General features: G+C 45.2%; 19 protein-coding genes. 3 read left to right on the top strand and 16 right to left on the bottom strand.

The window, feature by feature from the left end; all coding sequences use genetic code 11:
• Positions 1-71 precede the first annotated feature (71 nt).
• The 4 genes from ACWQAU_RS12205 to ACWQAU_RS12190 all read right to left on the bottom strand — a co-directional run bounded on the left by ACWQAU_RS12205 (position 72) and on the right by ACWQAU_RS12190 (position 2,378).
• Positions 72-455 (bottom strand): DMT family transporter, encoded by a 384-nt coding sequence (locus ACWQAU_RS12205; RefSeq protein ID WP_003643479.1) that lies wholly within the window; start codon positions 453-455, stop codon positions 72-74.
• Between the two features lie 14 nt (positions 456-469).
• Entirely contained in the window at positions 470-778 is a 309-nt protein-coding gene (locus tag ACWQAU_RS12200; RefSeq protein WP_027821662.1) for a DMT family transporter, read from the bottom strand.
• A 350-nt stretch (positions 779-1,128) separates the two neighbouring features.
• Positions 1,129-1,767 (bottom strand): PAQR family membrane homeostasis protein TrhA, encoded by a 639-nt coding sequence (gene trhA / locus ACWQAU_RS12195; RefSeq protein ID WP_003642505.1) that lies wholly within the window; start codon positions 1,765-1,767, stop codon positions 1,129-1,131.
• 266 nt (positions 1,768-2,033) lie between these two features.
• On the bottom strand, positions 2,034-2,378 hold the full coding sequence (locus tag ACWQAU_RS12190) for an ArsR/SmtB family transcription factor (protein WP_003643481.1): 345 nt from the start codon (positions 2,376-2,378) through the stop codon (positions 2,034-2,036).
• Between the two features lie 138 nt (positions 2,379-2,516).
• Between ACWQAU_RS12190 and ACWQAU_RS12185 the strand changes: the two genes are divergently transcribed.
• Entirely contained in the window at positions 2,517-3,404 is an 888-nt protein-coding gene (locus tag ACWQAU_RS12185; protein WP_003642507.1) for a cation diffusion facilitator family transporter, read from the top strand.
• Positions 3,405-3,589: 185 nt separating this feature from the next.
• Here ACWQAU_RS12185 and ACWQAU_RS12180 read toward each other — a convergent pair whose 3' ends face one another.
• Positions 3,590-4,183, bottom strand: coding sequence for a helix-turn-helix domain-containing protein (locus tag ACWQAU_RS12180; protein ID WP_015381026.1), 594 nt, complete (start codon positions 4,181-4,183; stop codon positions 3,590-3,592).
• A gap of 122 nt (positions 4,184-4,305) precedes the next feature.
• Positions 4,306-4,539 carry a hypothetical protein gene (locus ACWQAU_RS12175; RefSeq protein ID WP_027821661.1) on the bottom strand — a complete coding sequence of 78 codons (234 nt, stop codon included), beginning with the start codon at positions 4,537-4,539 and terminating at the stop codon, positions 4,306-4,308.
• A gap of 509 nt (positions 4,540-5,048) precedes the next feature.
• Here ACWQAU_RS12175 and ACWQAU_RS12170 point away from each other — a divergent pair.
• On the top strand, positions 5,049-5,219 hold the full coding sequence (locus tag ACWQAU_RS12170) for a hypothetical protein (protein WP_003645469.1): 171 nt from the start codon (positions 5,049-5,051) through the stop codon (positions 5,217-5,219).
• Between the two features lie 333 nt (positions 5,220-5,552).
• Here the strand turns inward: ACWQAU_RS12170 and ACWQAU_RS12165 are convergent, their stop codons facing one another.
• The 8 genes from ACWQAU_RS12165 to ACWQAU_RS12130 all read right to left on the bottom strand — a co-directional run bounded on the left by ACWQAU_RS12165 (position 5,553) and on the right by ACWQAU_RS12130 (position 11,393).
• Entirely contained in the window at positions 5,553-6,101 is a 549-nt protein-coding gene (locus ACWQAU_RS12165) for a DNA-3-methyladenine glycosylase I (RefSeq protein WP_162551028.1), read from the bottom strand.
• On the bottom strand, positions 6,073-7,221 hold the full coding sequence (folP, locus tag ACWQAU_RS12160) for a dihydropteroate synthase (RefSeq protein ID WP_015381029.1): 1,149 nt from the start codon (positions 7,219-7,221) through the stop codon (positions 6,073-6,075). The genes ACWQAU_RS12165 and folP overlap by 29 nt, the downstream gene beginning before the upstream one ends.
• A 24-nt stretch (positions 7,222-7,245) precedes the next feature.
• Entirely contained in the window at positions 7,246-7,833 is a 588-nt protein-coding gene (locus tag ACWQAU_RS12155; protein WP_003642513.1) for a non-canonical purine NTP pyrophosphatase, read from the bottom strand.
• Complete coding sequence (locus ACWQAU_RS12150; protein WP_016511741.1) at positions 7,830-9,194, bottom strand: bifunctional folylpolyglutamate synthase/dihydrofolate synthase; 1,365 nt, start codon at positions 9,192-9,194, stop codon at positions 7,830-7,832. Before ACWQAU_RS12150 ends, ACWQAU_RS12155 begins: the two co-directional genes overlap by 4 nt.
• An 8-nt stretch (positions 9,195-9,202) precedes the next feature.
• Positions 9,203-9,772, bottom strand: a complete 570-nt coding sequence (gene folE, locus ACWQAU_RS12145; protein ID WP_003642515.1) for a GTP cyclohydrolase I FolE — start codon at positions 9,770-9,772, stop codon at positions 9,203-9,205.
• Positions 9,765-10,277 (bottom strand): 2-amino-4-hydroxy-6-hydroxymethyldihydropteridine diphosphokinase, encoded by a 513-nt coding sequence (folK, locus tag ACWQAU_RS12140; protein ID WP_027821659.1) that lies wholly within the window; start codon positions 10,275-10,277, stop codon positions 9,765-9,767. Before folK ends, folE begins: the two co-directional genes overlap by 8 nt.
• Complete coding sequence (folB, locus tag ACWQAU_RS12135) at positions 10,267-10,635, bottom strand: dihydroneopterin aldolase (RefSeq protein ID WP_003643485.1); 369 nt, start codon at positions 10,633-10,635, stop codon at positions 10,267-10,269. Before folB ends, folK begins: the two co-directional genes overlap by 11 nt.
• 224 nt (positions 10,636-10,859) lie before the next feature.
• The gene (locus tag ACWQAU_RS12130) at positions 10,860-11,393 is read right to left on the bottom strand and encodes a CvpA family protein (protein WP_003642519.1); all 534 of its coding nucleotides are present in this window, start codon (positions 11,391-11,393) and stop codon (positions 10,860-10,862) included.
• A 170-nt stretch (positions 11,394-11,563) separates the two neighbouring features.
• Between ACWQAU_RS12130 and ACWQAU_RS12125 the strand changes: the two genes are divergently transcribed.
• Positions 11,564-12,472: a metal ABC transporter solute-binding protein, Zn/Mn family gene (locus ACWQAU_RS12125; protein WP_003643486.1), complete on the top strand. Its 909-nt coding sequence runs from the start codon at positions 11,564-11,566 to the stop codon at positions 12,470-12,472.
• A gap of 219 nt (positions 12,473-12,691) precedes the next feature.
• On the opposite strand, the gene ACWQAU_RS12120 is transcribed toward ACWQAU_RS12125, so the two are convergent.
• Both ACWQAU_RS12120 and ACWQAU_RS12115 read right to left on the bottom strand, forming a co-directional pair.
• A complete protein-coding gene (locus ACWQAU_RS12120) occupies positions 12,692-14,107 on the bottom strand; it encodes an MFS transporter (RefSeq protein WP_003643487.1) in 1,416 nt (471 codons plus the stop codon).
• A 358-nt stretch (positions 14,108-14,465) separates the two neighbouring features.
• Positions 14,466-14,726 carry a DUF2187 domain-containing protein gene (locus ACWQAU_RS12115; RefSeq protein ID WP_003645462.1) on the bottom strand — a complete coding sequence of 87 codons (261 nt, stop codon included), beginning with the start codon at positions 14,724-14,726 and terminating at the stop codon, positions 14,466-14,468.
• Positions 14,727-15,295: the final 569 nt, after the last annotated feature.

Genomic DNA, 15,295 nt, shown 5'->3' with positions numbered 1-15,295 from the left:
AGATCGAGAATCAACCGGCGCATTTCAAGCGTAATCGCTTAAAAAATCAGTCAGATTCTCGATCTTTTTAGTTACCGGTTAAACCGGGTCCGCCACCGTGCCAAGCGCGGCGTCGCAGTAGCCGGTTTAGTCGCCTTAGCAGGCATGTTCAATAGAATCACACCCGTAATAATCGCCATGAATCCCAACGTTTTCAATCCCGTCAAGATTTCGCCAAACGCCCAAATTCCAATCAGGCCGGTCGCAGCTGTGCCGACTCCGGCCCAGATTGCATAACCAACACTCAGTGGGATTTTGCTCAATGCCCGTGAGAAACTAAAAATCGCTAGGCCGTATAGTAACATGCCCACAATTCCAACCAAGGGGTACTTAAATCCAGCCGATAACTTCAACAAGCTGGTCCCCGCAATTTCAACGCCAATCGCAATAACTAATTGAATCCATGCACGCATCATCATTCCCCCTTGATTTAAATGTTCAGTAAAATCGCCCCGACTACGATTGCAATTAAGCCACTCAGACGTGAGAGACTGAGCCGTTCACGGTAAACGACGACCGCTAAAATAACGGTTGCAAACGTGCCCAGTCCAGCCCACATGGCATACGTCACCCCTAACGGCAGGCGTTGCATTGCAAGCGTTACAAGGACTAACGAACTAAAATATCCAATCAACACCATTATCGTTGGTATTAAGTTCCGAAAACCGTTTGCGCGCTTTAAGAAAAAGCTCCCTAAAACTTCCATGAAAATGCCACCAAATAATAACCCGTATGCCATCTTAATCACCTCACTAAAAATTTCGTTGTCCTACTATTCTACGGAAGTTTATTTAAAAAGGCAATCAAAAGATACGCCTGGCTGATTACAGTTTGATGACAAAAATAAATCGTATTCTAGACTATGCTACAGCGATCTAGCCATTTAATTTCAAAATTATTGTTAGCTGAGTGGCGATAACTCATTCAGCTTAACGAGCGTACGCAATGGTTACGATTCGAATACCGTCCAGTTGAAAAACTTTTCGCAATAAAATGTCAATAATCAGCATTTAAGACGTCATCCGCGACTCAAATCTCCCGCATCTAAAAAAAAAAGACCAACTCAGCAGCTGGTCCCCACAGTCATCCTTAAATATAGAAATAAATTGAGAAAAACATCAACGTGGTTCCCACCATCACGAATAGGTGCCAAATAACGTGTAAATATTTAATCCGTGGGAAACTATATAGTAATGCACCTAAGGTAAACGCAACGCCCCCGGCAACTAATAACCAGAAGCCAGTGACACCTAAATGGTCCCATAACTGCCGACCACCGGCGAGGCACATCCACCCCATCAACACATAAATGACCGTTTCGACCTTTTTCAAACGTCCAGGCCAAACAGCATTAACCGTAATCCCAGCAATCGCTAAAATCCAAATCGTTAATAAGATCGTCCAGCCCAACCAACCCTTAATCGCCAGTAGACTGTACGGCGTGTATGTCCCAGCAATCAGCACGTACACGCCACTGTGATCGAAGATACGAAAAACTTCGCGGGCGCGCGTAAAGTATAATCCGTGAAATAACGTCGAACACGTATATAGTACAAACAACGAACAACCATATATAATAAACGCCGCCCATTCGAGGGGCTGACCATCCGCATATGCCTTGAGCATCAAAAAAACAAATGCAACGATACTTAAAATAATCCCAATCCCATGAGTCACTGAGTTGAGGACTTCATTTGTTATTTGATACTGTCGCGCCGACTGTGCCATGTTAATCACCTCATATTTATTATTGACACCAGCATACCATCACATGGTGTAAATATCAATACATCTAGTTTATAAAACTAGGTAATTAACAAAAACATAACTAGTTCAAAAAATGACACTGCGAAATTAACCATTTCGCAGTGTCATGCTAAGCACAATCTTATATTCAAGGTCATCATGCGGTCTTCTAATCAATATCAGTGCCCACTACGAACCCACAGCGCTTACCACTCATCATAACTGATCAGTGGTAACACCTATTCAACCTAATTATCGGCTTCTTCAGCGTGAGCTGCGACCTGCTGAAAAATACTAATGATATGTTTATCGGCCAGCTGGTAGTGCACGTTACGTCCATTGCGTGTTCCCACAACTAATTTTAATTGTTTGAGGACCGTTAACTGATGAGACACATTCGACTGTGTCAGGGCTAATCCCGTCGCCAGTTCACCCACACTCAGCTTAGATACGGCCAACGCGTAGATAATCCGGGCACGCGTCGGATCACCAAGTGCCTTAAAGATTGCGGTGATTCGACTCAACTCATCAGTCGGCGGCATCAGTTCAGCCAACCGTTTGACGATCATTTCATGGTCCATTTCATTTTCCATCATAAACTCCAATTTCTAATTGAGATTGTCATGTAAGCGTGTTACAATACACATGAACAGCCATTCATATGTCTGCTCGTTCATATTTAAATTATAGCCATAACAAGGATAAATTCAACTAAGAAGTAGGTGATTCATATGGCACACAGCCATCAAATACAACAACAGACCAGCGCCTTCAAGATTGGGGTCGCCCTAAATACTGCCTTCATTGTCTTGGAAGCTGGCTACGGTTTTGCGAGCGGCTCACTGGCCCTAGTTGCCGATGCAGGACACAATCTCAGCGACGTCCTGGGCTTACTGATCTCCTGGCTGGCAATCTGGCTTGGACAAAAAAGCGCCAACGATAAGTACACATATGGGTACAAAAGCTCATCAATCTTGGCCGCCCTCTTCAACGCCGTCTTTTTACTAGTCGCTATCGGGGCCATTTCAGTCGAGGCCATCCAGCGCCTTAGTAATCCGGGTCCCGTCGCCGAATGGGATGTCATTATCGTTGCTGCTGTTGGGGTCGTCATTAATGGCTTTACCGCATTACTCTTTATGAAGGGCCAAAAGCACGATCTCAATATTAAGGGCGCTTTTCTCCACATGGCCGCCGACGCCGGCGTCTCCATCGGCGTGGTCATTGCTGGCTTCATCATCTTGAAGACTGGCTGGTTCTGGCTAGACCCCGTTGTTTCCCTGCTAATTGCCGTCGTGATTTTGATTGGTACTTGGGGACTCTTACGAGATGCGATGAATTATTCACTAGAAGCTGTACCAAACAATGTTGACCGCCAAGCAATCGCTGATTATTTAACCAGCCAGCCCACCGTCAACCAGATTCACGATTTACACATTTGGGGCATGAGTACTACTGAAACAGCCATGACCGTCCATCTCTGTCGTTCAACATTAGCTGACAATAATGCCTTTTTGGAACAACTGAACAAGGACCTAAGCGCCCAGTTTCCACTAACCCACATCACGATTCAGATTGAACTTGGCAAGGTGGATTATGAAACAACGGATAGTTCGATTTAGTTCATCGTGAGTTAAGTTATGATACACAGCATCCAAATCGAATCTGTTTCTGTATAAACTATCTCTTCCGCCTTAAACGACCGCATGCTATTAAGCATGCGGTCGTTTTTTGTCTTACACATTTTCGTTAGTTTGAGACGCCACGGCTCACTTCCAAACTCATCAATATTGACTAGCTCGGTAAACTACGACCGTTCTCGTTGTTTTGGCTTCAAAAAGATAGCTAATACCAAACTTAATATCAGTATTGATGTGACCAGCAAGCGACCGGCCACTTCACCAATTATCGCAGCGGGGCCATCATCAACGGCATGTGCTAACTCGTTCAGATAACTCGGTACTATTGTATTGATCAGAATCTCAGCAATAAATGCAATAAACACCGTGATGACGATACCGACACGCAATTTACCTGACTTGAACCGCTGCCAATCTGAAAAATACGACAATAATACCATGGCGTTCACCAGTACTAAAAACGGTACCAAAAACGTTCGTATTCCAAACGGCCGCAAATAGTCAATGTAGCCAAGTACCAGTAACAAGAAATTGCATCGATACGAGACGACCACCCATTTTCGGCTCTTCTGATGAAGTCGTTCTGCTTCCTTATAATAAGCCAGTAAGTGATCATCCCGCATTAAATCGTCTAGCCGAACGTCATAAATATCACTCAATTGAACTAAACTGCCAACATCGGGAAAACTGTGGTCATTTTCCCAGCCTGAGATTGTTTTGCGCGATACATGTAATTGTTCGGCCACTTGCGATTGTGTCAATTGTGCGTGCTTCCTACACACTTTTAGTTTTTCAGAGAATTTCATATCAGACTTTCGACTACTCCCTCATACTTTGGTTGCCATAACGCGATTAAAAATCATGCTTTTTTACCATGACCTGATCAAAATGCACATTCATTCGCACGCGGCTCACCTTTCTTAAAAAACAACACTTGAATTAAAAAGCCAATAGCAACAATTACAAAAACAAGATTAATCAGATTTGTGCCATTTCGCCAAAATTCGCGACCTAAGACATTACCGTTAACAATTGCTGGATAAACGTTAGCGCTTAGCAATAGTAAAACGATTGCAGCCCAGAATCTGTAGTATTTGTAGAAAACAAGATTAATCATAACCAATCACTCCTAAATGTCTTACTTATATTTGCAATTTATAATAGGTGTCTTATCAGATAAATACAACCTTCTTAAGTAAAAAAACTAGTCTGTATTTTCCAGACATGCAATTAACCCGCTCATGCTGGGCATTTAGCACAGTATAACCATCAGTCTGATGCAGTGAGCATGATTTTTGTGGATAACGCTTATTCATTCAAAATCTATGCGCCAAACGCTATACCGTTTGCTGAAACGTTATGGTACTAGAAGTAGTTATCACTAACCAGTATCTGAGTCAGTCACAATACACTGCTAATTACCAGTCACAGGTTCAACGATACCGCAACCTCAGCGGTATCGTTTTTTCAAATATTCAGCATTTTTCGACGTTCGTACGTTAAATTAAGACATTAACGCACATTGCAGCACACATAACGTCATTCATTATATAATTTAAGTAATATTTATTAATTCAGATAATCTGGTTCACTTCATTCTTAGCTAACCACCTAGGAGGCACTTACATGAGCATCATCAATCGCGTTATCGGTATCATTATCACGCTTATCTTGTTATGCCAATGGTTGCTTGGCTATCAATTACCAGCTGCCATGGCGTTCTTCTTAGTGGCCTGGCTGATTGGCTTGGTAACGATGTGGCTGTTGCCAGACACGACGACGACCGCTAACCGCTAGTCGTGTCAGCGGGATACAAAATCAACTCATTCTAAAACACGTCATAAGACCATTACAACTTGCTCTTGCGACGTGTTTTTGCTAACTTCACTATTACCTAGAAAACGGTTAGACTGGTTCTACACGCCAGCATCACCGACCATTCAAATATGTTTTTGCCGCTTACCCTCATTGCGAACTTGCGCTTCATATTGCGATGGAACTAATAATCACACTTCCCATAACCACTCCGGATTAAAGCCCCCACCTTGCTTACATTCACACATTGATACTCACAAAAATACGCAGGCATAAGCAAATAAAAAAGGCCAGCATCCGCCAGCCTAATTCTACCTAATTCAATTTAATCAATCCCGCCGCCAGCAAAAACATGTGGGTGACGACTGGTCCAACGAAGGTCAAACCATGTCGGTGTAAATCCTTCGCAACGCGGGCGCCCAGGGGTGAGCGCGTCGGTAATTCATCATCGGGCGCCGGCATAATGATTGGTGTCGCATCGACAAACGCCCACAGGTAGTTGCTAAAGCTACCATACTCGGCCTGTAATTGTTGAATAGCACGCGCATCTTGAATGATTGCACGTAACTTACGACCATTGTGCATCACTTTGGGAGTCAACATCAGCCGTTCAAAATCCGGTTCGTCCAGGGCGGCTACGGCGTCTACCCGCAGCCCCGCCATATGTTGCCGCAATACTGGTAACTGACTAGCCGCGACCCGCCAGCCTAAACCCACTTGTAAGATTCCAACCACTAACAATTCAAATAAAACGTGATCATCGTACGTGGGAGTACCGAAATAAGCATCGTAGTCCTTAACCCCATTCGCTGTAATACCGTCAAAATCATCCGGACTAATCATTATTCGATAACCAATAGCCATTCTCAATTCGACCTAACAGCGTAATCAATTGCTTGGTTTCAGCAACATCGTGGACCCGGATGATCCGGCCACCCTTAAGCATCATCGCTGCTTCAGTGACCAACGTCATTGGTAGCCGGTCTTCCTTCTTCAGGCCAAGCAATAGACCTAAATAACCTTTCCGTGAAATGGCCACCATCATTGGGCGTCGCAAATAATTAAATTCATCAATGTTACGCATCATCACGTAATCCTGTTCCCCATGTGCGACTTGTGAATAGCCGATCCCCTGATCTAGAGCAATTCGTTCAATATCGATGCCATGACTCGTCAATGCTGCCAGATTTTGTTCAAAGAACCCACGCATACTGCTCGTCAGATCGGTATATTCTTGGTCACGACTACTGTGCATAGTCAGTAAGCCGACGCGACTGTCAGCCATCAATTTGAGCTTGCGAGGATCGTCCGTAAAGGCGTTCACATCGTTAATAATGCTGACACCTTCTTCCAGGACGGCTTGCATGACATCATACTTATAAGTATCGACCGCTAAGACTGCTTCCGGGAAACGAGCCTTGATGGCGCGAATGTACGGCAACGTCCGGTCTAATTCAACTTGCGGCGTGACTTCCGTGAAGCCCGGCCGTGTCGTTTGACCATTAACTTCGATTACGTCAGCTCCTGCTTGTAACATGGCATCCACGTGATTCAGTACGTCATCTTTAGTCTTGTACTGGCCACCGTCGAAAAAGGAATCCGGCGTAATATTCATGATGCCATAAATCATCGGCTTCTTGGTGAGATTAAACCGGTGCTCACCCGCTTGCCAAAAAACATCATATTGTTTCATAATTTGGGTCAATTGAATTTGAGTCGTTGCTTGATCCGTAAAGACTCGCGACCATTGGTGGGTTAACTGGCGACCAGCTGTCTGGTTCAACAAGACGGTCAACTGTTCAGGACTCGCCAGCACGACCCCATCTAATTGCTGACATAGTTGGGTTAATCGGAGCTGCTGTTCCCGATTATAATCACTAAAACGCAAAACTAATTGTTGTTGTCGTTGAACTTGGGCATTCAACGCCTGACTCGCAAAATCCGTTGCTTGTGCTAATGAACTGGTGATATCTTGTACTAACATCTACTCCACCGATCCTTCCAATTTTTAAAGTTTTGTGATTAATTTTAAGGCGGCCCGTCCCCGGTGTGTCAGCGGGATGCGCCACGTTGCTGGTAATTCGGCCAAAGTTCGACCATAGCGCGGTAGCCAGAAAATTCGGTCAAATCCCCCAGAATAGCGTCCAAATTGATAGGACGCAATGTAGCCGGTGATCGAAGCTTGTACGGCCAAGGTCCGCCCATCTGGCCAGGCAGCCGCTAACGTAGCACGCATCAACGCTTGCCGCTCGTTGTCAGGAATATCGCGTAGGGCCGTTAAAATTTCCTGATTGCGATCAAAGCCACTGACTGCAACCCCTAAGTCGCGCGCCGTGGTCACACCTAACAAGTCTGGTAACGCGGAAATCTCTAAGCCACTATCATCTGCGATAACCGGAACCCCTAGCTGTTGCGCCCCAAAACGAGCTTTAGCAACCGCGTTATCGACATAGCTCGTCGTCGTTTCCACGGGAAATTCGAGCCGCGGCGCCACTGTCAAGTACTGACGAGCAGTCAAGCCATAGTAAGCCAAACACGCGATCAAGTCGCGGCTTTTACCAGCGTTGTTGGATGCAATCAACCAAGTCGTCGTCATTGGCTTAACCCCGGCCAACCAGCCTGTTGGAGCTCACGAATGACATAAAATGACCCCGTTACAATAATCGCACTATTACTGGTTGCTTGCTGCTGAGCTTGCGTTAACGCATCCGTGATCGTCGTTGCAGTCAATAAGTCTGGCTGTCGTTGCATCGCAGCCGTGGTCATAAAGGTGGGCGTTAATAATGCGTTCGCCGTGTCGGCCAGCTTAGTCGCGGATAACGCTCGTTCTGGATTTGCGGGCGTATTCGTAATCAGGACGTCAGCTACCGGTAATAGTTCAGCCAGCATTTTAGGATAGGCCTTATCTTGTAAGACCCCGACGATCCAAATCAATTTACGACCAGCGAGTAATTGCTTCACACTTGCCACTAGTGCCGCCATACCATCCGGATTATGCGCCCCATCGGCAATAATGACAGGTTGCTCCTGTAATACGGTCAACCGGCCTGGCAAGGAAACTTGTTGCAAGCCTCGGCGAACCGCACTGTTCGTCAAGTTAACTTGTTGCTGTTGTAGTACTGCAACCACAGTTAAAACCAACCGCAGATTTTGTAGCTGATAGGTGCCACTCAGTCCGACCGTTAATTGCGTCCAATCAAAAAGCTGACTGTGCGCATCAACGACGGTTTGCGTGAGTGTTTGCCCAGTCACCGTCAGTTGCGCGTGCTTAGCGGTCACTAGCCGAACACCTTGATTGAGCGCTTCGGTCTGCAAAACAGCCAGGGCTTCTGGGTGTTGGTCGGCCAATGTCACTGCTGTTGTATGGGGCTTGATGATTTTTGACTTATTTTGCGCAATCGCGGTAATCGTGGGCCCAAGAATGGCGGTATGATCGAGGGCAATCTTAGTAAATACCGTGAGTTGGGGACTGGCTAAGGCGTTAGTCGCATCATACAAGCCGCCCAAACCGGCTTCAATGACCGCCCATTGCACGTTTTGATTCCGAAACCAAACGACACTAATGAGAAAGAACCATTCAAAGATGGAGACATCGCTAGCTGTCAGTCCCATATTTTGCAGAACCGGTAGAATCTCACGATACGTATCGATAAATTCCGCTGGACTGATCCACGTCCCATTGCATTGCAGTTGTTCACGCGCATCATTAATCGCGGGGCTGCTGAAGCGGCCAACTTGATACCCTTGCGCCCGCAGGATACTGGCTAACATAGCTCCCGTAGAGCCTTTGCCATTAGTCCCAGCGATATGGATCACATGGTAATAATGGTCAGGGTGGCCAAGATGTGCCATGATTCGCCGTAATAACGGAACACGCTGATGATTATTGGCTAACATGGCTTGATTTAGTTGGGCTAATAAGTCCTGATAATGTTGTTCAATCGTCCCTGTATCCACTCAATCACCTACTTTGCGATTCGCTGTAAGAATTCTCGTTTCAAGTCTAAATCCGTCTTGAATTGACCACTGTAATAGCTACTTTCCGTATGCACACCCGGTTTGCTAACACCCCGCATCTCCATGCACATGTGCCGCGCCGTGATTGAGACCGCGATCCCAGCCGGGTCAAGAATTCGTTGTAATTCTGTTGCAATGGAAACTGTCAACCGCTCCTGAACGTTCGGCTGTTGACTGCAATAGTCAATCAAGCGAGGAATCTTACTCAAGCCAATCACTTGTTCATGCTGCGGCACATAAGCAACTTGAACCGTGCCAAAAAACGGCAAAAGGTGATGCTCACACATCGAATAGAATGGAATATCCTTAAGTAATACCATTTCAGTCGGATGCTCAACCTTGAACAGTTTATAATTATCAAATGGTGCGGCAGTCTTAGTAGCGAAAACTTCCGCATACATTCGTGCAACCCGTGCTGGTGTTTCTACTAATCCCGGTCGGTCAGGATCTTCACCAACTGCACTTAAAATTTCTCGTACTGCATGCTCAATCTTTGCTTGGTTCTTCTCATCAATCATCTAACTCACTCACATTTCTTACTTTTTTAATCCAACTCTGATCCTGATTAGCCGCAATCAATTGGGCCACTTGTGGTCCAACTAACACATCAGTTTTGGCGATTTCAGCAGTTGGCAGTAGCACAAAGTTGCGCTTAGCTGCCTGCGCATGCGGAATCGTCAGCGTCGCTGTGTTGATTTGCCGGTCGCCCCAAAAAATAATATCCAAATCAATCGTACGTGGTCCCCAGTGAACCAAGCGTTGGCGGTGGCCCGCCTGCTCAATTGTATGTAATTCATCCAATAGTTCTTCTGGTGTCAAATTAGTCGTTAAGGATACCGAAACATTGTAAAAATCGGCCTGATCACGCTTTCCCCACGGTTGAGTCTCATACCAATGAGATTCGTCAATCACGTTTACCCCATTGACGGCTCGTAATCGGCTAAGGGCTTGCTGAATATTTTGGACGCGCGGATGAATATTGGAACCAACACTCAAATAAACCCGTTCTTCCCTACTTGCCATTCGGCGTCCCCTCCACCTCAATTTCCACATCATCAAAGATTCCAGGCATTGGTACGCTATATTTACGAATTTTAATATTGATTGCATCCGCCGCGGGAAAACTTGTCAATAACGTCTGCAATAAGTGGTTAGCTAGCGATTCAATCAACTTGTATGAATGGGTCGTTACAAATTCATCGACCACGTTACGGACCGCCGCGTAATTGATGGTCTCGTGAACGTCATCGTGTTGAACCTTGGTTTCGATAGGATATTTAATGGCAATATCTAGCCCTAGTTGTTGACCATTACGCCGTTCTTCCGGAAGTACCCCGTTAAACGTGTGAAAGCGTAAATTATTAATTCGAATCATGCCCATAAGTATCCCAGCCTCTTTCTTGCTCATTTTTACTTATAATCATAGCATGAAGGACGCTCAATATGATAGTAATCAGCCAAATAACCCCATAAAAACTAGCAATCGTTCGGGAACCGAAAAAAGTGCGTTGCTAACAAACCGGTTCATCAAAAAAGACGTTGCTGGTCAAAAAACCAGTAACGCCTTTGTCTTAGTTTAAAGCAGTCGTACCCCCACCATGAACTCTAGGAATCCGTAGTCGTCCCATCATTAAAATTAATCAAATTACTGAGGTAATGGCTAGTTAGACCAGGTGTCTGCTTCACAATATAGGTGGCGAGCGGTGACTGCGTCATTTGCGTCTGAATAAAGCTCGTATTGACGATGTTCGCCAACGACAACGCGACAAAAATAACCAGATACGTCACGACAAATGACACGATTCCACCCGCAACACTGTTCACTTGCTTAATAACTGGTAGCCACGTAATGCTACGTGAAACACGGCCTAACAACCGAATCACTGACCACCCTAACGAAATTAACACGAAGAAAGCGACCAGGTTAATGATCAACGTTGCCGCCACTGAAGCTTCAATTAAATGTAAATTCGTCAATAGATTACTAATCATTGTCCCTAACGGCTGATAGAGTAGTCGTGCAAACAATAGGACGACGACCGTCCCAATCAGATGCAACATTTCAATCACAAATCCGCGGTGAAACCCGCGAAAAATTGCGCTTGCTAGTAAAATTAAAATCACAATCGTAAATATCATCTGCGTGCCCCGCCTTCCGCTTTTCAGGTACGCCTATTTTACCAGCTTTCGTCAGTCAGTGCAGTGTTTTCACCTAGTCTAAACCTTATCTTAAAGACTTGACGACGACCGTTTCTTTCGGTAAAGTTAACAGTAATGGTTACGATTTAAAGAGAATGGGGTTACAATACATGGTCAACCGACGGATATGGCTTTATTTGGCAATAATACTGGGACTCAGCGGCCTATTAGCAGGCTGTCAAAGTTCGAGCACCCCCAGTAAAACGACTAACGACAAAATTAATATCATGGCTAGTCTCGACTTTTATGGTCAAACGGCTAAGGCGGTGGCAGGAAAGTATGGTCAAGTGACCTCGATTATTGATCGACCGAGCGTTGACCCCCACGACTACGAGCCGACCGTCAACACGGCTAAGCAGGCTAGTAGCGCCCAATTAATCATTTACAACGGCCTCGGCTACGATGACTGGATGGAAAAGCTTACTGTCAACAAAGCCAAGGGCGCCCGGGTAATCACAGTGGGAACCGACGTGGCTCATAAAACTGACGGGGCCAACGAACACGTCTGGTACGATCCCACAACGATGCCCAAATTAGCAACTAAAATCGCAACAGAACTCAGCAAAATTCAGCCGCAGCACAAGCATTATTTTGAACAGCAGGCCCAAAAGTATCAGACCAACGCTAAGACCATAACCACTATGATCAAACAATTGAAACAGCATGCAAATAATCAGCGTGTCGCTGTCAGTGAGCCGGTCTTTGACTACTCATTGAAGGCAATCGGCTACCGAATCAGCAATACGCATTTCGCACATGCAATTGAAGAGGGTTCCGACCCATCACCTAAGGATATCCAGCAAATGCAACAAGACATCAAGCACCACCGGATTGCCTTTTTCGTTGAAAACACTCAGACCGATAGTAACTTGGTCACGAACATGGTCAAACTCGCCAGGAAATACGATGTGCCGGTACTGAAGGTCACCGAAACGTTACCGGCCAACCAGACGTATCAAAGCTGGATGCTCAGTCAATATCGTCAATTGGCAAAGATTCAAAAAGCAACAGCCAAGTAGAAGCGCCCCGGTTAGTTGGGCCAAGTCCTGTGATTCAGTACGATCACAGTCGTGCCACGAAAAAAGGGCCGCCATTCTTGTAATCAAGAATGGCGGCCCTTTTGGCCTAATTACGACTAACCGACCGATTGTGCAGGCACTAATGTCTAATTAGTGGCGTTCAAAGCATATCCCACTTAACTTCAGTCATTCTCGCCTGGTAGTCAGTCACCGTGATTATTAATGCGACTGCTTGCGCCCATCACGCAAAAGTAACGCAAGCACGAGGCCAACCAATTCAATGCCGAGCATCATCCAGAAGACCGTATGGTACCCTTGCAAGTTCGCACGCAACGTTGAGACTCCCGCTTGTTTCTGAGCAAACGTCACGTTGGATAAGACCAAGGTCGCCACGGCCACACCAGCTGAACCGAGAATTTGACGAACCGTCGTAATCACAGCGGTACCGTGTGAAATCAGTTCATCGGGTAATGAATTAGCCCCCAATGTGACGGCGGGCATCATGACAAAGGCATTCCCGCCTTCAATTAAGGCAGCCAGCAAAATCATGGTGAGCAGGTTCAACTCTGAATTGATCAGTGCTAAGATCAGCCAACCAACAACGATCATACTCATACCAAGTAACATGATTTGTTTGTATCCAATCTTCTCTGCTAGTTTCCCAGTAAGTGGGTTCAAAATACTTAGAAGCACCGCACCAGGCACCAGTGACATGCCTGAAACGAATGGCGACACCTTCAAGACACCCTGGTAATAGAGTGGGAAGATGATTGTTACGACAATCAGCGCCACGTACGAGATTGCTGTTAGGAAAATGGCTAAGTCATAATTAAATGTTTTTAAGACCCGTAGTTCCAATAACGGCGTCTCCAAGTGAAATTGGCGATAAGTAAAGTAAGCCACCGCTAGTACTGAAACCGCTAATAACAGCCAACCGAACGTCCAGTTCACATTGGGTTTACCAATCTCATTCACGACGTATAAAATCCCAGCAAAGCCCAGTAACGTCACGATTGAGAGCAAATCTAGCTTTGAAGGCTTATTGACCATCACGTCCTTGATCGTTGTGAAACTAATTAGGATCAACAAAGTTGCCACCGTGATGAAGACGGCAAACAATCCGTGCCAATCGGTAAACTTCAAAACCACACCGGAAATAATCGGGCCAGATGCTAATGCTGATCCCATGACCAACCCGGCGACACCCATCGTACTACCCCGTTTTTCCTCGGGCGTAATCGTCAGTAAAATGGATTGATACGAGGGAAACAGCACGCCAACTGCCGCCGCTTTAATTAGGCGACCGACCATCATCACACCAAAACTGGGTGCGAAATAAATAATGATTGAACCAATATCGAAAAGCACCAAAACGGCTAAGAATAATTTCTTAAACCCAATATTATTCAACAACCACGGACTGATTGGCATCATGACGACCATTGTCAACATAAAGCCGGTCGTTAACCATTGCACGGTTGAGGCCGAGATGCCAAAGTCGCGCATAAATGTTGGGTAGACCGTCGACAAGGAAGACTGACTGATCGACATGGTCCAAGTCCCAAGCAACAGCGTAAAAATGAACCAGAAGCGTCGACGCCCCGTCAACGTTACATTTTGATTAGCTGTCTGCATTCAAAACTCCTCCTTACTTTAGAACAATTATCAACTACTAATATCCATTGTACCATTGAAACCAATGATGTACAGGCTAAAAGTCAGATTGCCAACAAAAAAGTTTGCTACACCGAATAAAGAGACGTGCACAATTAGCTTGTAACAACACCCGCGTGAATGATTGTTAAATATCCAATCTGTTAAAGCTCTAACGGACAGATTCATTAAGTCAGTTGGCCTCTAATCATCATAAAATCAGTCCCAACCAGGGCACTCCATCACACCGAAAAGCTTTGCAGCCAAACTAAAAATGGGTTGTTCAAGAATCAAATTCTTGAACAACCCATTACCTACATGTTGCATCGATATTCTTAATTTATTCAGCTAACATGGCCGCACTAACTGCCTGTAGCTGCTTCGCTTCACCAGCAGTCGGTTTAGCGGGTTTCATCTTCTTTAAGGCGATCACTGCCCGATATTGAAGTTCTGCCACATTAATATCATCCCGCAAATCATAATGAGTAATTGTGACGAAGGCGGAGTTCTCGTAAATTTTTTCAACTTTAGCATAAAAATCATAATCGGTATTGCCGTTCTTTTGACATTTAACCCGATCCCCCACAGAAATCTGAGCCATAACTATCACTCCACTTCATAAAATATGATAATAACATAGCACGTAACTGCTAGAATAACAATTATTGCTCCCGAATTTACATGATTTTTACATGGTTATGACGGATACTGTCCAAATTAAATGACATTAGGCCCAGCAGCCAGTATTTGCGGTTAGTAATGGCCAAGTTCGTAAACCAATACCTAGTACCTTAGACTGAGCTGAATCACCTTATCGATTGATAACTAGCATTCGATTTTTCTAACCAACCAAACGTACGCCATTTACGCCTGACTCTCAAAATCCGAGTGCTACTGTCTCTCGTTTTGACAACTCCCCCATCACTGCCAGCTACCCCAAATATGAGCATTGAGCGCAATCGCTAACGATTCAACTCAACGGAAACTTATTCAGTACAATGAGTGTGATTGCAACCAATAAGTAGATCGTGCCGGTGATTAATAGTATGGGTTGAATTCCAAATGCGCTGATGAGTACCGGGATTCCTAATAATCCGACCCGCCGTTTGAATTTCAAAATTTAGTCTTAGTTCGCCCAGTAGGCTAATTTTTGGCAACAAAAAAAGGAAT

It is taken from the genome of Lactiplantibacillus sp. 3062 (genome assembly GCF_055413545.1).
This window is presented reverse-complemented; position numbering and strand designations above follow the sequence as displayed.